The organism is Patiriisocius marinistellae (assembly GCF_009014635.1).
In the GTDB taxonomy this organism is placed as follows: Bacteria; Bacteroidota; Bacteroidia; order Flavobacteriales; family Flavobacteriaceae; genus Patiriisocius; species Patiriisocius marinistellae.
The window spans coordinates 294,255-313,411 of the sequence record NZ_BKCF01000002.1; the positions used below are offsets into that span (position 1 = coordinate 294,255).

Genomic DNA, 19,157 nt, shown 5'->3' on the forward strand with positions numbered 1-19,157 from the left:
CAACCTTAATCAAATTTATTTTAATTTAAAAAGCAAACCCAAATCCTACTTGAATAATTGCGTCTTCTTCTGATGCAAAATAACCAGCATTTAATGCTAATGAATTGAGCGTGCTCAACCATATACCACCTCCATAGCTATTATGCCAAACATCTGAGTTTTCACCCTCTGCCCAAACTCTACCGTAATCAAAACCTCCATAAGCTCCAAAAGTTATTGGGGCAGCAGCAGTAACTACTCTTAATAGGCGGGCTTTTAAATCTGTACTCTGGTAGAAATAAGTATTTCCTGCAAAGCGTTCATTTCTAAATCCTCTTAAGCCATTATCTCCACCCAATGAAGGTGCATGGTAGAAAAAGTAATCATCTCCAAAATCACCAAAGTTATGTTTAAACTCTGCATTTGTAGCAAGTACTAAGTCTCCAGAAGGAATTAATTTTTCTTGCCAACCTATTTTTGCGCTAGCATATGCAAAAGCATTATCTGTTTCATCAAGATTAGATTTAGCCCCTATTGTTACTCCTAGTAAGCGTGCTTTTGTAGGGAAATCTGCTGCATTTTGATTTTTATATTCAAACTTAGCTTCTGCTCCTATATAATTTTGAGTTTCAAAAACCTGATTATTTACATTTTGAGGAGTAAAAAAGCGGGTAGGATCTTCATCAACTCTAAATGATTCAAATAATCCATTAAAACTAAAAAACTTATGAGCTACTCCCACGTTTGCTTTAATTTGCTGCATTCTCGCTCTATTAAACTCTCTATCTTCATCGTCAGCATTACCATCATAAACGGTTTCATTTCCGTAGCCAAAGAAATTATTAGCAAAACTATCATTTGTAAAGTAACCTCCCAAAACTAAATTCCAGTTTGGAACTATATTAGCAAATTCACCTCCGTACATTAGCTCTATGGCTTGATAATCAAAGTAGTAATTAGCAGTTAATGAATGTTGGTATCTAAAAGGATTTCCATTAAACCCGTAATTAGTGTAAGTGTCTTTTAAACCAAGAAAAAGCCCGTCGTCTGTTTTAAAGCCTAAACTTGGCAATAAAATATTATTGTTTTCTTTAAAATATCGCCAGTGGAATGTATTAGTCTCATACTTGTTTGTAAATTGATGTGATGGAGTTTTGTCTTCAAATTTAGTCTCTTCATGTTTCCAATCATAGACTTTTACTTTTGCTCTATTCTTAATATTGAAGTTGTCCTTACCATAACCACCTATCAACCTTACCATAATCTTATTGTCGCCATTACCTTCAACCTCAAATTCATCATCATCGTCTAAACCATAAATCCAAATCTCTTTAGTCTCTTTAGCGTCAAAAGTTCTATCAAAAAACACTTCATTCTCTCCTTTTAATTTTCTTTCTAAAACAACTTTAGTCATTCCATTATCTAGGCGAGTTATTTTTATTTTATCATCCTTATTAGTACCATGTATAGCTACTGTTTTATTTAAATATGTACCGTAGCGTTCAGCAATTTTATCAAGATTAGCAAGTCTTCCTTTTAAATTCTTCTTTATATTTTCAGATGCTTCATCTTGCACCTCTTTAGGTAATTTTTCAAAAGCTTTTTCAATAGCTTCATCACTCATGTTATCTTGAATGTATTTAGCTTGTGCAATCCACTCTGCTGTGCTAAACTTATTAAGAATAGAGCGGTCAAGATTGTTTCCTTCTCCGTTAAACCATTTTACATTTGGAATTTCTTGATCGTATGATTGCCAAAAACGAGTGTCAGGTAAAAATAATTGGATTGCAGGAATTGCTACTCCGTCAAATTTTGCAAAGGCTCCATCGCGGTCACGAGGAACAGGTAAAAACCTAATATCATCTTCATTAATCTCATATTGTCCCCATCTCCATTGGTCTTCATGACGATCCCAGTCACCTATAAGCATATCAAAAATACGCGCGCGAATAAATGCTTTTTGATCTATAGCATATTTTTCATCTTCCTTTATTTTTTCAAAAACATCTTTAGTACTTTCAAATTCTTTTATTTCTCCACCACCTGGATTCATTCGGTTATAGCCAGGATAGTCTTTTTGCTCATCATTAGGTCTTTCTTCAATAAAATAAAGTTGGTCTCCATATGCGTCACCTAAAATTTCAAAGCCTGGTTGTTTTGGTAAATAATATAAAGAAGTGTTCCCATGATTTAGGTTAACCGCTTCTGCTAACGGGTTAATTACTAATTGCATGTATGGGTGTGTTGTAGTAAAAAAATCATAAACGGCAGTCTCAGCAAAAGTGCCTTCATAGTCTTCCTTTGCGTAAGAAATTCCTGGTACTTTAAATTTTAAAAACTTTAATGCATTTTTTTCTAATCCACGCATTGCGTATTCTCTTCCATCCTCATCTGCTAATCTAGCAGAATAACTTTGATGTCCTCCTCCAGCTTTAGTTATTTTTAATCCTTTATATACCTTACTTAAATCTGCAACCTCTGCAGTAACGGGAATACCAAAGTACTCACGGTATCTTTTTCCCCAAATAAAATTGTAAAAACCAGTTTTATTTAATTTTTGTTCATCGGTGACAACAGGTACTTTTTTTGTGCCAGTTGCATTTGAAAGCGCAGGAAATACAGTAGTAGCAGGAGGGAACGCATTTGTTAACGCTAATGTTTTTTCTCCATCTTTAGTTATAAATGAAACTTGAGAGCTTCCATCTTTGTAATATTTCAGCATTGCAAAACCTTGAGCACCATGAGTGTATTTTCCTTCATACTCTAATTCGCCACCAGTAGCAATAATATTATCTTTTGTTCTTTTAGTAGGAGCAGCGACACCCATTGAGCCACTAATAATTTGATGGATATCACCACCTTTTAAATATTGTAAACTTTTTTCATGACCCGAAACTATTGTTACGCGATTGAGGTCTTGTGTAAGTGCACTTACGTTAACTCTTAAATCATTATAACGGTCAAAAAATATTTTTTTAGGAGAGACTCCGCCCATATAGCTTAAACCGTACATTCCATTTGTAAAAATAGGGTGATGCATTACGATTACAAGATTTTTTCCACGGGCATCTTTGATGTACCCTTCAAGTTCTGCAATAAAAACACGTCTAGTTGCTATTGCTTCACACTTTCTATTAATATCTTCAACACGATCCCAATTTGAGATATACCATTGCGAGTCAACATAAAGCACAGCAAGATCATCACCTACTTCTTTAAACTCTAAAGGACATACATTATTAGGCTCAACTTTGGTACGTTTAATATCCCGATCTTTTATGTAATTTTCAACCCATTCAATTTGTTTTGAATCAAAACTAGCCCATTCATTATCTCCAGGAATAAAACGTGTTTTTCCTTTAAAATCTTTTGCAGCATCTAGGGCGGCAGCAAGCCTATCTACATTTATTTTTTTATTTTCATCATCACTAGTTATATAATCACCAGCATATAATAAAGTGCTATTTTTATCTGCTTTGCTTAAATATGACGAAAGCAATGTATTTATTTCTGAATTTTCTACAACGTCACCATTTCCTATCCCTCCAGCAATAAAAAAGGTGTGAATTGCATCTTGTGCCGAAATATTAACGGTGGAAGTATCTTTTGCTGTTTGAGGTTTATAACTAATGCAAGAAGTTATGAATAGTAAACTCATCACTGCTGAAAATTTAATAAAAATTTTTCTGATGTTATTTTTTGGCATAAGTGTTTATTTTATTGCTGAAATTTTAAAGATGTTAAAAGTAATCACAGCAATTTTAACAATAAGTGGCTTTAGCAATACTTTAATAAAGATTGCTTAAGAGTATAGTAGCTTTAACGAAATTTAACATTAAATTCAATAGTCGGGTTTGTTTTCAATAACTTTCGGAAGTGATATTTTAATTTTAAAACTTGTCAATTAATCTAAAGAGCAAGTTTTTACAAATTTTCTACCTACTAAATATAATATTGTAATGTTTACTTAAAACTTTCGAGATTATAATCTGCTCATTTTTAAAAGATGTAATGATGAAAGATTTCAATTTTATAATTCCACCTCAATGGAAGTATAAAACATTTTTTTAACGTGATCAGAAATAAAAAAATGATTCAGCTTTGCTAAATCATTTTAGTTAAGTCGGGATGACAGGATTTGAACCTGCGACCACTTGACCCCCAGCCAAGTACGCTACCGGACTGCGCCACATCCCGTTTTTGTAATGATACTAAAAAAATATAGAAATAAAATGCCTAGTAATAATTAAAAAATCAAACCGGAAACTCCATCTTTATGTTGCTACGCTCGTAGGGGTTATTGTCTGGTATTGAAACTTCTAAAAATCCAAATTTTCTATAAATGTGTATTGCATTTTCTAAAATAGTATTTGAGTAAAAATATAATCCTTTAAAATTGTTGTGGCGTGCAAAATCTAAGCAATGTTGCATTAGTTGATGTCCTACTTTTTTTCCTCGAGCTGCTGGTTGTACTGCCATTTTTGTGAGTTCAAAAATATCATTACCTCTTTTTAATAATGCTACGGTACCTAATATTTCTTCAGTTTCATTATCAATAGCAAAAAAAATGTGGCCTCCAGGTTCTATAATGTGTTTTTCTGGATTGCTTAATACTTCTCTGTCATAAGGTTCGACATAAAAATAAGTTTCCAGCCACTCAATGTTAAGATCATAAAATGTAGTGCTATATTTAGAATTGAAAGGAACTATCTTCATAAGTTTTTTTTATACATTGTCTGTAGTAGTTATCACATCAATAATTAAGTATGCTAAAACTTTTCCAACTTGGTTGGGATGTAAGTCAAAAGTGGGAGCACCTTCGCACAAATGTATGTATTTACAATTTTCATTTTTTGAAAAATTATATGTAAAATTACGTATTTGATTAATTGTAAACCCCACAGGACTCATTGCACTACTGCCCATCATTGCAATGGCATCTAGGTCTATTTCTAAGCCAAAAGGCTCATCACAGATTATTTGTTCTGCTTCGTGTTTTGCTTTACTAAAGGAGTTCTTTCCGTTTACAAACATATCTTCAAATAAAGCAAAGTTTACATTTTCCTGTTCCATACGTTCAAACATTTGTTGAGAAGTGTAATTACTGTGCAATCCAAAAACAAAATAATTTTTTAAAAATCCGTTCGCTTTTGCGTAACTAAACCCATTACCACTATGTCGATGTTCTAAAGGTCTAAAATCACTGTGTGTATCTAGGTTTAAACAATTAATGGCTTTGCCTAGTACTTTTGATACCCCCTTAATATTTCCGAAGCTATTATTATGACCACCTCCAATTAGAATAGGAATTTTCCCTGCGGAAACGATTGTTTCAATAACCCTCGCAACCTTAACGTCAATACTGTTAACAAGCTCGCCGAGTTTGACAATGTCCATAATTGTAGCCGCTGCTTCCATTTCAAGATTGCAGTCAACACTCCCTAAAATAAGCAGCTCATGCGCATATGTTCTTTCATTTTGTTGCATATTGCAAAGTACTTTTAAGCAAGACTCCCATGCGTTTGATGTACCCGCTCTTCCGTGATTTGCGCGAACTCCAATATCTTCAGGGATGCCAACGAGCACATAGCGTTGTGGGTATGTTTTTAAATTTTTGTCACCTTCCATTATTGCAACGGCTTCGCCATATTTAAGCTCCATTGCTCTTTTTGATGTGTAACTTGCTAACTCTTCGCGTGTTATTTTTTTTAAGTGTTTCATTACATTAGTTTTCCATTTAAAATAACTTCTTCAATACAATTGCTGCCAAAAGCGTAAGGTAGATAACCATAACTTGGTATTTTTTTTGTAATAATGAGGTTTGCTTTTTTGCCAATGGTAATACTACCGTGTGTATCGCTTAATCCCATTGCATATGCACCATTTATAGTAGCTGCATTAATCGCTTCTTCTGGTGTGAGTCGCATTTTTATACACGCTGTTGCAACTACAAAATTCATATTTCCGCTTGGTGTGGAGCCGGGATTGTAATCTGTAGCAAGTGCTAGCGGCAATCCAGCATCAATAATTTTTCTTCCAGGAGTGTATGGAATACTTAAAAAATAAGAGCAGGATGGAAGCGCTACGGGCATTGTACTGCTACCTTTTAATGCTAATATATCATTATCATTCAACACCTCTAAATGGTCAACACTTAAAGCATTGTGATTTACTCCAGCTTGCACGCCACCTATTATATTAAACTGGTTGACGTGTATTTTAGGTTGTAACCCGTGTTTTTTTCCAGCTTCTAAAACCCTATTGGTATCAGCGACAGAAAAATAACCTGTTTCACAAAATATATCAATATAATCGGCTAGATTTTCTTCTGAAATTTTAGGCAACATTTCATTACATACAACATCAAGATATCCGTCTTTGTCATTTTTAAATTCTGGTGGAATGGCATGCGCTCCTAAAAATGTGGTCTTAACAGCAATGTTGTGTTTTTTACCAAGTTTTTTAGCGACTTTAAGCATTTTTATTTCAGCTTCGGTAGTGAGGCCGTAACCACTTTTAATTTCGATGGCACCTGTACCTTGGCTAATCACTTCTAGCAATCGTTTTTCAGATTGGGTATATAAATCTTCTTCGTTTGTTTCTTGTAATTTTTTTGCGCTATTGACAATTCCTCCACCTTTTTCTGCAATTTCTTGATAAGAAAGTCCATTAATGCGATCCACAAATTCTTGTTCTCTATTTCCAGCATAGACAATGTGGGTATGACTATCGCACCAAGAAGGGAGTACTATTTTTCCTTTGCAATCAATATGTTTAAAGCCATCAAAAGTTGGCATCTCTGTCATGTTTCCGAAGTCTTTAATCACATCATTTTTAATTAAAAGCCACGCATTTTTAATAGTAGGAAGCACTTTCATATCCGCGCCGCTAACTTTATTAATAGGGTCTTTTCTAACTTGTAAGAGTTCTTTTATGTTGGTGAGTAGTAAGTGCATTATCTAAAATTTATGTCTTTAATAAATGTATCGCCGTAGTAAATACGACCTTCTTTAATTTCATCAGGAAGTACAAAATAGATGTCTAGCGGATGATCTTTTATATTTTTGGGTTTAAAATAGAGAGTGTGAATGTTGGGTTTGCGTTTTGTGCCAAAATTTAAAGACAACATCACATCTTGATATTTTTTATAGGGGTAATCTAAAAACGTATTGGGAACGCTGGGGTCATAACTGGAAGCATATGCCTTTTTTTCTGAGTCTTTGTCAACGAGTCTGGTAAATATTCTAGTTCGTAGTACATTTGCGAAGCTGATTTCTGAAATTGCAAAACGAGCTTCATATTCATCATTTACAAAATATAATTTGTTGGGATCAAATGGGGTGTCTTCCTCATCAATACTTTTAACTCTAAAACGTAATTGCACTCTTTTTTGACCTTTTCCAGGAAGTATATTGCCGTGGTTGCCTTGCCATTGAACAGAAAGTAGCCCAATTTTTCTAGCTTTTTTAATTTCGATAGAAAGATTTTCTTCAGAAATTTCAGTTTGAGAAAAAACGGTCACCGAAATTAATAAATAGAAAAGTATGAAGACTATTTTTTTCATAGGCTAAATATAGCAAACCTTAAAATGAATTAATACCTTAGTCCTTTAAAAATTTGAGCAATTATGAAGACTAAAAGTTTAGGGATAAATACTATTTGTGCCCATGTTGGCGAAGTGGAGGATAAGCAATTTCAAGGCGCAATTTCACCATTATATATGTCAAGTTCGTATCAATATGATGGGGTGGATGTTAAACGGTATCCTAGATACTTCAATACGCCCAATCAAGAAGCCTTAGGAAAAAAAATTGCTGCCTTAGAAAAAAGTGAAGCGGGAATGATTTTTGGTAGTGGAATGGCTGCCGTAAGCCACTGTATGCTCGCTTTTTTGCACAAAGGAGACCATGTGGTTTTGCCTCAAACTTTATATGGAGGAACGTATAATTTTATTGTTGAAGAGTTTGGAAAATTTGGTATTGAATATAGCTTTGCAAAGGGTTTTAGCGAAGATGATTTCCGAAGTGAAATAAAAGAAAACACTAAAGTGATTTATGTAGAAACACCTAGTAACCCTTTAATGAAAGTAACAGATTTAGAGATGATTGCTGGACTTGCCAAGGAACACAATCTAGTCTCAATGATTGATAATACATTTGCGTCTCCCATTAATCAAACTCCAGCCGATTTTGGCATTGATATTATGATTCATAGTGCAACAAAGTATATGGGTGGGCACAGTGATATTTGTGCAGGTGCTGTTGCAGCATCGACGGAGCATATGGATAAGATTTGGAATATTTCAAAAAACCTTGGTGGAAGCTTAAGTGATTATACAGTGTGGTTGCTAGAGCGTAGTTTAAAAACAATGGCATTACGCGTAAAACAGCAAAGCCGAAATGCAAAGCGAATGGCAAAATGGCTTGATAAAAATGAACACATTGCAAAAGTGTATTACCCAGGTTTAAAATCGCACCCAGATTATAAATTAGCCAAAAAACAAATGAAAGGGTTTTCAGGAATGTTATCCTTTGAATTAGCTGAAGGGATTGATCCAAACCAATTTATGAAATCATTGAAATTAATAAAACAATCAATGAGTCTTGCGGGAGTAGAGTCAACAATTTTATCACCCACGCATACCTCACATGCATTATTGACACCCGAAGAACGCGCAAATCAAGGGATTGCAGATGGATTATTAAGGTTTTCTGTAGGTATTGAAGAAAAAGCCGACTTGATAGCAGATTTTGAGCAGGCGTTAATGATTGTTGCTGTTACAGCATAAATAAATTGAGAATAAAGAAATATGAAATTAGATATATTAGCAATAGGCGCGCACCCAGACGATGTAGAAATGAGTTGTGGGGGAACACTTGCAAAGGAAATCGCTAAAGGAAAGAGAGTAGGTATTCTAGATTTAACACGTGGAGAATTAGGAACTCGAGGCAGTGCAGAAATTAGAGATATAGAATCAAAAAATGCTGCCGAAATTTTAGGAGTTTCCATGCGTCACAATCTAGCCTTTGCCGATGGTTTTTTTGTAAATAATGCTGCAACACAATTAGAGGTTATTAAGATTATTAGAAAATATAAACCAGATGTGGTACTGTGCAATGCTGTGGATGATCGTCATATTGACCACCCTAAAGGGAGTAAGTTAGCGAGCGATGCCTGTTTTCTCAGTGGACTTAGGCGTATTGAAACTATACACGAAGGCAACCATCAACACGAGTGGCGCCCTAAACAAGTGTATCATTATATACAATGGAAAGATAGCACGCCAGATTTTGTAGTGGATGTAAGCGGTTTTATGGATAAAAAACTCGAAGCTATTTATGCGTATAAGAGTCAGTTTTTTGATGCGGAAAGTAAAGAACCATTAACGCCTATCTCATCAAAAAATGCTACAGATAGTATGGAATATAGAAATAGAAATTTAGGAAGGCTTATTGGTACTGAGGCAGCAGAGGGTTTTACAGTTGAGCGTTATGTTGCTGTGGATTCAATTTTAGATTTAATTTAATTTTTTGAAAATAACTATTGCTTTACATAATGAAATAATATATCTTTGCATCCGCTTTGAAACCCACTAGGGATTTATTGCAAAAATGGTGGTTGTAGCTCAGTTGGTTAGAGCGCTGGTTTGTGGTACCAGAGGTCGCCGGTTCGAACCCGGTCTTCCACCCATAATTAAAGTCTTCCTTAATTGGAGGACTTTTTTTGTTTATAGTATTAATGAATGGAACCTGAGAAGTTTATGCTGAGCTTAGCAGTGTAAGTATGTTATTAATATTTAAAGATATACGCAATCAATCATTGTTTATTTTTTTGCTGAAATTTTAAAATCAATACGTTTTGTTTCATTAAAACTAATGGATTCTTAATCCTATTTTATTTCAGAAGAAATACTTAGTAATATTTCGTTGACAAGAACCTTTAAAGGGATCTCTTTGCTCATTTCTTTAACTTGTTGTAGGTCAATTACTAAACCCTTAACTTTTTTAATATTTAGTCATTAAATATTTAAACTGTAATATGTTATCTAAAAATTCTATGAGATGTTTTCACAGTGTAATTGTTGAGTTTAATTTTTTTTATCTACCATAGGTAATAAAAAAAGCCTGTTTGATTCTTTTGAATCAAACAGGCTTTAAATTTTATAATTTCTGACTATTGTATCTTATCGGCAGTAATTCGAACATCTCTGTTGGCAACTTCCCAAGCAGTATGAAAAATGAGTTTTGTTCTTTTTGTCATTAAATCGTATTCAATTTTGTCTGGTGTGTCAGATATTTTATGATAATCTGCATGTACACCATTAAAATAAAAGATTATTGGTACATTGTTTTTAGCAAAGTTATAATGATCACTACGATAGTAAAAACGGTTAGGGTCATTCTCGTCGTTGTAAGTATAATCTAATTCTAAATCACTATATTTTTTAGCAACCTCTTCAGAGACGTTGTGTAGTTCGTTACTCAATTTATCACTTCCTATTAAGTAAATGTAGTTTGGAGTGTCTGCTTTATCTGGATCTATGCGACCTATCATATCTGTATTTAAGTCACAAACGGTATTTGCTAATGGAAAAATAGGGTTCTCGGTATAATAACGAGAGCCAAATAATCCAATTTCTTCTCCAGTTACATGCAAGAAAAGAATAGAACGTTTAGGTCCATTTCCTTCTTTTACTGCTTTTTGAAAAGCCTCAGCCATTTCTAGCATTGCAACAGTACCACTACCATCATCATCTGCACCATTAAATACGTTGCCTTCATCGTCCATACCTACATGATCTAAATGTGCAGATAGTACAATGATTTCATCTGGAAATTCTGACCCTTTTATAAAAGCCACTACATTTTCACTATCTCCAGCTGCTTCATGCTGTCTTCCTTTAAAATAATCTGCTGGTATGTGTTGAAAATAGTCCTCATAACCTGCAGGTGCTGCAATACCTTGTTTTTTGTAAAAATCGCGTAAATAATTAACCGCCATTTTTTGACCCTTTGCCCCAGTCATTCTGCCTTCCATCTCATCACCTGCGTAGATGTAAAGGTGTGTTTTTAAGTCTTGTGCTGTTATTGAGTTTGCATACTTTAATGAGTCATCTTCTTTTGAAGTTGTTGTTTTGTTAGCATTACATGAAAATACTAAACTGGCTATGAGCGATAAGGCTATATATTTCATTTATGGTTGCTTTAATTTGGCTGCAAAATATTGATTTTTCTAATGTTATGCTAATGGAATAAAAACGTTATGAAATTTTTAATATTTCAGAAATAAAAAGTTAAATACAAATCTTGAGCAATCACTATCTTTGTGACTTATAATATTATTATGATAATTGAACAAATTTATACAGGATGCCTATCACAGGGTGCATATTACATTGAAAGTGAAGGTGAAATTGCTATCATTGATCCTTTAAGAGAAACTACTCCTTACTTAGAACGTGCAAAACGTGATGGAGGTGAAATAAAATATATTTTTGAAACACATTTTCATGCAGACTTTGTAAGCGGTCATGTTACACTTGCTGAACAAACTGGCGCGCCTATTGTCTATGGACCTAACGCAAATCCTAGTTTTAAAGCCACAATTGCTACAGATGGACAAGAATTTAAGCTAGGTGCTATAACGATTATTGCGTTGCACACTCCTGGGCATACTATGGAGAGTACAACATATTTATTAAAAGATGCAAACGGAAAGGATTATTGCATTTTTAGTGGTGATACGTTGTTCTTAGGTGATGTGGGAAGACCAGATTTAGCCCAAAAAGGGGAGGATATGACACAGGATGATTTAGCCGGGATTCTCTTTGACAGTTTACGAGATAAAATTATGCCATTAGCGGATGATGTAATTGTATATCCAGCGCACGGTGCTGGCTCAGCATGTGGAAAACATATGATGAAAGAAACTGTAGATACCCTCGGAAATCAAAAAAGCATGAACTATGCCCTTCGAAAGGATATGACTAAAGCCGAATTTGTAAAAGAAGTTACCGAAGGCTTACTACCACCACCTATATATTTTCCGTTAAATGTAAAAATGAATAAAGAAGGCTATGATGCTCTAGACAATATAATAGACAGAGGAACTAAAAAATTAAATCCGGAAGCGTTTGAAAATTTAGCAACAAATAGCGGTGCGTTAATGTTAGATGTTCGCTCTCAAAAAGATTTTATGGCTGCGCATGTGCCTAATTCTATTTTTATAGGTATTGATGGTGGGTTTGCTCCATGGGTAGGTACACTTGTAGCAGATACAAAACAAGCTATTATATTAATAGCGCCAGAAGGTAGAGAAGAAGAAACTATCACACGTTTATCTAGAGTAGGTTTTGATAATACATTAGGCTATCTTGATGGTGGAATGCAAGCCTGGAAGTCGAGTGGGAGAGAAGTGGCAAGTATGAAAAGTGTTTCTGCACAAACTTTAAAAGAACAAATTGACAATGGAGCCCCCGTGTTTGATGTTCGCAAAGATGGCGAGTTTGAAAACTCACACATTCCACAGGCAAAACATGCGTCATTAGAGTTTTTGAATGACCATTTAAACGATTTTCCAAAAGATGAACCTTTTTACGTACACTGTGCTGGAGGATATCGCTCAGTAATTGCGGCTTCAATATTAAAGGCTCGTGGAATTCATAATGTTATTGATGTAGCGGGAGGATTTAAAGCAATTAAAGAAACCGAAATTAAACTAACATAAAATAACAAACCCCGTAATTTTAAAATTACGGGGTTTGCATTTACAAACAAATGGATTAGCTCCAATTATCTGCAATATCTTCTAGTTTTTTTACAGAAGATAATGTTTCATTAATTTCGCTTGCCTGCCTAGTTAGCATTTGCGCAACTTCAGGAGTAAAATTATTTTCTTTTAGTGTTTGTTCATATGCGTTAACGCTCGCTTTTTCTCCTCTAATACATTCTTCTAATACAGCTTCTGCATTTTCACCAGTAAAAGTATTTTTAACATCCATCCAAGTTCTGTGTAAAGTACCGGTAATACTACCACTTTGTTTAGGTGTTTCGTTAAGTGCATGAATTTGTGAATCAAGCTCTGTTGCAAAACGTGCGCGTTGTGCTGCTTGTTGTTTTAAATATGATTTTAAACGTGTGTCATCTGCATTCTCCATAGCATTTTTAAAACCTTTCTCTGCGTCATAATTTTTTTCTAACAATCCTTGTAAGTTAGATACTAATTTATCGTGATTGTTTTCTTTTGCTTCTTCTAAAGTCGTTTTCATGGTTTTTTGTTTTGTGCTAATTTAAAACTAGCGGTTAATACTTAGGTAAATTTAATTTATCTATTTGCTTAAGTGTACTAACAAAATCCCAATTGACAAGTGTTTAACAATTGCTGTTAAAAAAGGTTTAAAACAATTTTATTTTATTTCTAAATAATTTGTGTATCGGTTACAATATTTAGTAACTGTTTTTGTTTTATTATTATGACTTCTGAAATATATTTTATGAAATATTTTTTGTCTCAAATTATATCGTAATGACTACTGTTTATTTAGTTTAAAATTTCCGAAGCCATTAAACTTATTGATTCATTTTTTGTCTCAATTTATAGACATTATTTTGGTGCACCCTGCTCAACTTTTTTTCATTGTGGTCGAGCGGGGTGTTTTTTCTTAAATATTTAATAGGAGTTGATTATATTTGGCGCCTTTGTCAATCATCCATTATGCAATTACTTGTTTTTATTTTAGTATATCCATTGATTTGGTTAATTTCCAAACTGCCTTTTAGAATTTTGTATTTTATTTCGGATGTTGTTTATATTTTGATATATAATGTTTTAGGATATCGAAAGGATGTCGTTAGGAAAAATTTGAAAATTGCATACCCACATTTTTCGGATGAAAAATTAAAAATTATTGAGAAGAAATTCTACCATCATTTTTGTGATATTTTTTTAGAGATGGTTAAGTCAATTAGTATAACTGAAAAAGAACTTTTAGCAAGATATAAGTTTACTAATATGGAAGTTGCAGGTCATTATCTAAATAACAATAAAGACATGATTCTTTGTTTTGGGCATTATGCAAGTTATGAATGGGCTATCTCAATGCATATTTATTATCATAATAAAGGCTATGCTGTTTATAAGAGAATAAAGAATAAGTATTTTGATAAAATGATACGTGATGTTAGGGAGAAATGGAAAACAGAGTTAGTAGTAAATAAGGAGGCAAGAGCAAAAGTTGCTGAGGTAATGAGCGTTAAACATGAAGATGCGGTAATGTTTGCATTTATTATGGATCAATCACCTTCAAATAATAGAAATAAGCATTATGCTCCCTTTTGTAATGTAAAAACTCCCTTTTTTACTGGTGTAGAAGATATTGCTAAAGAATATGATTTGCCTTTATTGTTTCTTGGAACAAAAAAAATAAAGAGGGGTTATTATGAAGCTACTTATAAAGTATTAGCAGAAAACCCAAGAGATTTTAAAGATTATGAAATTACAGATATGTTTGCTAAGGCCCTTGAAGAGCAAATAGATATTGCTCCAGAGTACTATTTTTGGACTCATAAACGCTTTAAATTTGTAAAGCCCTTAGAGGCATAATATTATTTTGATTTTAGAGGAATTTTTAATTCTTAGTGCACTTAAATAACACAAAATGAGAGCTTAAAATCTATTGTTTTAAATAGGTGGTTATTTTTTGTAGAAATAATTTTATACTTTAAAAAAGCAATGTATATTTGCATCCGCATTCAGGCATATGCTTGAGTAGGCACTTTGGAGAGTTGGCAGAGTGGTCGAATGCGGCAGTCTTGAAAACTGTTGAGGGTCACACCTCCAGGGGTTCGAATCCCTTACTCTCCGCTTAGAGCAAAGCTCGATTTTCTATTGAAAATCGGGCTTTTTGTATTTTAAGAAGTGTCAAAAGCATCGCTTTTGTAAACGAATTGGAATGCAAAAAGCCCAGATATTGCCCAAGCGATATCGTGCTTTATTGTAAGGTGTGGAGCATTTGGGATATTTAATCCCTTACTCTCCGCAAAAAGCCTCGTTATCGTAATGATGACGGGGCTTTGTATTTTGAGTTGATAATAAAATTGTAGGCATATAAAATAGTATAATTAAAAAAAGCACCTCAACTGAGATGCTTTTTTAATTATAATTTGGAAATTTTTATTCTACAAATAATTTGAAAACTCCTAATTCAATATCAGTTTCAGCTTTGATTAAATACATACCTGAAGCTAATCCAGATAAATTGATCTTACCTGAAGTAGCATTAATTACACTAAAAATTACTTTTTTTCCAGTTAGACTATATACTGTTATATTTTTAATTGTCGTAGTATATGAAACATTAAGAATGTCTTTAGCTGGATTAGGGAAATATGTAAATCCTTCGTTCCCAAAGTCATTGACACCTAATTCCATTTCTGTAGTAAATGCAGTAGATGCTTCCCAAGCACTTCCATTAGCACCACAATTAGACTTTACCCAAACTACGTAATCTGTATTTGGAGTTAAATTTTCTAATGTTACTTCCGTATCATTGGTTTGGATACCTGTAGCACTACCAGGATATATATCACTTGGTGATTGTACAATATATTGATATCCTCCAGCTGGCACAGGAGATGGAGCATCCCAAGTTACTAATGCTGTAGTTTCGGTAATATCGTTTACTTGTATATTAGTAGGATAATTACAAGTAGGAGAGTCATCATATGCTGCTATTTTAAAATCTCCAAACTGAGCTGCCCATCCCCATACACGAACATGAACTATTTGTCCCGGTTGTTTATCTGTAAATCTCATTCCCGCATATTGGTTACCCCCAATTACAAATTGATCACTACAATGAGTAAATACTCCTGGCGAAATTTCATATTCAAATGGTATAAGTGAATCTACTCCACAATTTCCAGTATACGTTTCCATTGCTGTATCTGCTAACAATGAATCATCTTGAAAACGTGTTTCAATTACAAAATTACCTGAGTTAGGTACTACTACCTCAAACCATACATCACGACTATTTATTTCAAAATCTAATTTACCACATATAGGTAATGGTGTAACACTTAAATCTACAGTTGCAGAAATATTTGTTGCAATAATTTCGTTTTCTTCAAAAGTTTCACCAACTATTATTTCTACTGGAGCATCACAAACATCATTATCGGGTGCTGGAGGTGATTTATAGGCACATAACGTGAAATATACTGGTTGTGATAATTGTGTAGTTGAAACAGCTACATAGTACTGTTCACCTTGAACTAGGTCTGCTAATACTCTTTGAGAAGCACAGGTAGTTAATGCCGTTAAATTTCCTGGAGTTCCAGAATAAACGCTTACTCCAGTTACTCCAGAACCATTTACAAAACGTCTTCTAAAAGTGTACTCCCCAGTTTCAGCAGGTGTAAATGAGTACCAAACATCTTGAGTTGCAGGAGAACAAGCAGAATCTATTGAAAACGTTGCTGATCCAGTATAACCTTCCATTATATTATTACATTCGCGGTCTACAGATTCTAATAAAACTGTAGCATTTGTAATTTCATCATTAGTAGGTATTTCTGGATATTTATAAACACACAATGAAAATTGGGCTAAAGCTTCTGGACTAGCAACAGCAACAAAATAGGTTATTCCTCCTTCTAACTCTAATGCGGTATATCTTGAAGAACAAGCACTAGATAATGCGTTTAAATCTATTGATGAGCCTTCAAAAATATACATACTCATATCATCACCACTTAAAGTATCTAGACCAAAAGCATATCTTCCAGATGTTTCTGGAGTAAAACGATACCAAATATCATTATAGTCAGTATAGGTAGGATTAGCACAAGGGAATTCTGCAGATTGTGTTGCTCCAGTAAAATCTCCAGTTATAGCATTATTACACATAAAATCATCAGATGCTGTTAAAACTGCTGCCGTTATAGCTTCATCATTAAAACCTAAATCAGATTTGAATTCATACTTATATTCGTCCATATACACATTTTTAAAATTGCTTCCATTACCAGAATGTTGAGGCTTAAATGCAATATAACTATGGTTCAAACTTGTGTTATAATTTGTAAAGTCGACGGTAAATTCTGTCCAAGTCTCAGCAATAATATTTGTTTCGTTAAGAGTAGTGTCATCTAAGACTACAAATGTTGTTGGATCTAATGGATCTGACATAGTACCAACTATGATGTTAAATCCTTCTGTAGTTGAAGCACTTTTATTCATTTTTAGCCTAATTTGCTTATCTGTACTTATGTCTGTAGTTTCGGGAGTGCTTAAAATTAAACCTTCAGTGTTAGAACTAGAACTAAAAAACATACGTAACATTAAATTACCATCAGATGGTACTATATTATTTTGGGACTCGTATGTTCTAAAATCTCCTGAGGTTGTATCAAAAACTGACCAACATGGTTTAATTTCCTGCCCGTCTTCATTAAGTCCTTCAAAACTGTTACTGTATTCTGCAACAACACCATCGCAAGTTGTGGTGAAAATTTCCGAAGAAATCCATGCACCATAGTCAGCTGTATCGCATTTTGCTCTTACATAAGCAATGTATTCTGTGTTTTGATCTAACGTAACATTGACAGTCATTGCTGTAGTTTCAGTTCCATTTATAGTTGGAGCTGGAGCTGGAAGTGACGATTCTTGCACTATATATTCCCAAGTGTCTTCAGTAGAGTCACTTGAATTCCAACTGATATCTGCCGAATCAAACTGTACATTTGTAGCTGCAACATCAGTTACTTCTAAACATGATGGAATATCTTCAACACAGACTGTATTTATCCAAACGTATTTGTTTATTACCCCACCGTGTCTAAATGCAAATTTAACGTGGTCGTTGTTTGGTAATGATACAAAATATTGTTTATCTCTATCTGAAGTTGGAGTAATTGTTGTAATTAACACAAAATCTCCAGCTGTGTTAATTGTACCTACTTCTAGTGCATCAATAGCATCAGTAGATGCGCCTGAAGTAAAGCTCAAACGATGGTTTCCATCCATTGCGTATGATGTGTTTGGTGATATAGCTACAATATCTCCAACTACAGTTGTACTGGTAAAAAATAACTCAAACATGTTTTTATTATATCCTGAAAACTCATAATCAATATGAGCATACCCGCTTGTAGCAGGGTCATCATAAACAGACCAACAAAATGGAACGGAGTTTTCTGGAATTCCGTCCCAATCTTCGCAAAAATTATCTGTTATTAATCCACAATCAGTTCTAAGTGTATCTGCGGCTATAATCCACTCACCATAATCACCTGCACCACAATTTGATCTTACATATGCTTCGTATTCAGTATCCATAGTAAGGCTTGAAACTGTCACTAATGGATTCGTACTAGTTGAAGTGTGAGCAGTTCCAGTTGTTGTTTGAGTAGGGGCTATCCCACCTATTTCTTGGACAATATATTCCCAACTGTCTTCATCAGTTGCACTCTCATCCCAACTTAAATCAATTGTTGTTGTTGATGGATTTGAAAGAGTAATATTTGAAACCTCAAGGCATGTTGGGATTTCCTGCAAACAAATACTATCAAAATTTATTTGATCAAAAGGGTCTCCTAAATTATGTCTAAAAGCAAGATATTGATTTGTACCTATAGGTATAGTAACTTCATAATAAGTCCAATCGTTTGATAATAAAATAGAAGAGATTAATTCAAAAGTAGCCGTATTATCATTTGTGTCAACTGTTCCTAAATCAAGTAGTGATGTAGATGTACCCTGTAGCCAGAATTTTACACGATGATTTCCATCTGAGGTTCCAGCAACTTGCGGAGCTACAAAAATTAAATCTCCACTAATTGCACTTCCATTATACATTCTTAAATATTTTGAAGGGCTTGGAGCTTGATTACTTGTTTGCACTTTTGCATAAATATTATTTGTTTGCCCTGTAGTATTAATTACAGTCCAACCAGTAGGAATATCATTATTAACATAAGTGTCAAAATTTTCTGAGACATCACATTGTGCATGCAGTATTTGTCCAAAAATTAAGAGAGAGAACAATAAAATTTGTAATGAAGTTTTCATTCTTGAATATTTAATTTATTAATCGTTTGAAATGTAAACTTATCACACAAATGTCTTTAATAAAAGGTAAGTATTTTTGAATTTAAGGAATTTTCACGAATTTTAAA

12 protein-coding genes and 3 tRNA genes are annotated in these 19,157 nt (G+C 33.8%); 6 read left to right on the forward strand and 9 right to left on the reverse strand.

Annotated features, from left to right (window positions below; translation table 11 throughout):
- Positions 1–25 precede the first annotated feature (25 nt).
- From GB234_RS08040 to GB234_RS08065, 6 genes are all read right to left on the reverse strand, one after another.
- Positions 26–3,685, reverse strand: coding sequence for a bifunctional metallophosphoesterase/BamA family protein (locus GB234_RS08040; RefSeq protein WP_151894033.1), 3,660 nt, complete (start codon positions 3,683–3,685; stop codon positions 26–28).
- 417 nt (positions 3,686–4,102) lie between these two features.
- A tRNA-Pro gene (locus GB234_RS08045) sits at positions 4,103–4,176 on the reverse strand.
- A gap of 57 nt (positions 4,177–4,233) precedes the next feature.
- Complete coding sequence (locus tag GB234_RS08050) at positions 4,234–4,695, reverse strand: GNAT family N-acetyltransferase (RefSeq protein ID WP_151894034.1); 462 nt, start codon at positions 4,693–4,695, stop codon at positions 4,234–4,236.
- 9 nt (positions 4,696–4,704) lie between these two features.
- Positions 4,705–5,700, reverse strand: coding sequence for a formimidoylglutamase (locus tag GB234_RS08055; protein ID WP_151894035.1), 996 nt, complete (start codon positions 5,698–5,700; stop codon positions 4,705–4,707).
- Positions 5,700–6,935, reverse strand: a complete 1,236-nt coding sequence (hutI, locus tag GB234_RS08060) for an imidazolonepropionase (RefSeq protein WP_151894036.1) — start codon at positions 6,933–6,935, stop codon at positions 5,700–5,702. Before hutI ends, GB234_RS08055 begins: the two co-directional genes overlap by 1 nt.
- Positions 6,935–7,543 (reverse strand): hypothetical protein, encoded by a 609-nt coding sequence (locus tag GB234_RS08065; RefSeq protein ID WP_151894037.1) that lies wholly within the window; start codon positions 7,541–7,543, stop codon positions 6,935–6,937. The genes hutI and GB234_RS08065 overlap by 1 nt, the downstream gene beginning before the upstream one ends.
- 63 nt (positions 7,544–7,606) lie before the next feature.
- Here GB234_RS08065 and GB234_RS08070 point away from each other — a divergent pair, with 63 nt between their 5' ends.
- The 3 genes from GB234_RS08070 (at position 7,607) to GB234_RS08080 (ending at position 9,668) form a co-directional block, all read left to right on the forward strand.
- The gene (locus GB234_RS08070; protein ID WP_151894038.1) at positions 7,607–8,767 is read left to right on the forward strand and encodes a trans-sulfuration enzyme family protein; all 1,161 of its coding nucleotides are present in this window, start codon (positions 7,607–7,609) and stop codon (positions 8,765–8,767) included.
- Positions 8,768–8,788: 21 nt separating this feature from the next.
- Complete coding sequence (gene bshB1 / locus GB234_RS08075) at positions 8,789–9,505, forward strand: bacillithiol biosynthesis deacetylase BshB1 (RefSeq protein WP_151894039.1); 717 nt, start codon at positions 8,789–8,791, stop codon at positions 9,503–9,505.
- 87 nt (positions 9,506–9,592) lie between these two features.
- A tRNA-His gene (locus GB234_RS08080) sits at positions 9,593–9,668 on the forward strand.
- 484 nt (positions 9,669–10,152) lie between these two features.
- Here GB234_RS08080 and GB234_RS08085 read toward each other — a convergent pair.
- Complete coding sequence (locus GB234_RS08085) at positions 10,153–11,172, reverse strand: M28 family metallopeptidase (RefSeq protein ID WP_151894040.1); 1,020 nt, start codon at positions 11,170–11,172, stop codon at positions 10,153–10,155.
- A 150-nt stretch (positions 11,173–11,322) separates the two neighbouring features.
- Here GB234_RS08085 and GB234_RS08090 point away from each other — a divergent pair, with 150 nt between their 5' ends.
- Complete coding sequence (locus GB234_RS08090) at positions 11,323–12,705, forward strand: MBL fold metallo-hydrolase (RefSeq protein WP_151894041.1); 1,383 nt, start codon at positions 11,323–11,325, stop codon at positions 12,703–12,705.
- A 55-nt stretch (positions 12,706–12,760) separates the two neighbouring features.
- Here the strand turns inward: GB234_RS08090 and GB234_RS08095 are convergent, their stop codons facing one another.
- Positions 12,761–13,246 carry a ferritin-like domain-containing protein gene (locus tag GB234_RS08095; RefSeq protein ID WP_151894042.1) on the reverse strand — a complete coding sequence of 162 codons (486 nt, stop codon included), beginning with the start codon at positions 13,244–13,246 and terminating at the stop codon, positions 12,761–12,763.
- 446 nt (positions 13,247–13,692) lie between these two features.
- Here GB234_RS08095 and GB234_RS08100 point away from each other — a divergent pair, with 446 nt between their 5' ends.
- Positions 13,693–14,580 (forward strand): lysophospholipid acyltransferase family protein, encoded by an 888-nt coding sequence (locus GB234_RS08100; protein ID WP_151894043.1) that lies wholly within the window; start codon positions 13,693–13,695, stop codon positions 14,578–14,580.
- Between the two features lie 176 nt (positions 14,581–14,756).
- Positions 14,757–14,841 (forward strand) — tRNA-Ser (locus tag GB234_RS08105).
- Positions 14,842–15,150: 309 nt separating this feature from the next.
- Here GB234_RS08105 and GB234_RS08110 read toward each other — a convergent pair.
- Positions 15,151–19,050, reverse strand: a complete 3,900-nt coding sequence (locus GB234_RS08110) for a T9SS type A sorting domain-containing protein (RefSeq protein WP_151894044.1) — start codon at positions 19,048–19,050, stop codon at positions 15,151–15,153.
- Between the last annotated feature and the right edge of the window lie 107 nt (positions 19,051–19,157).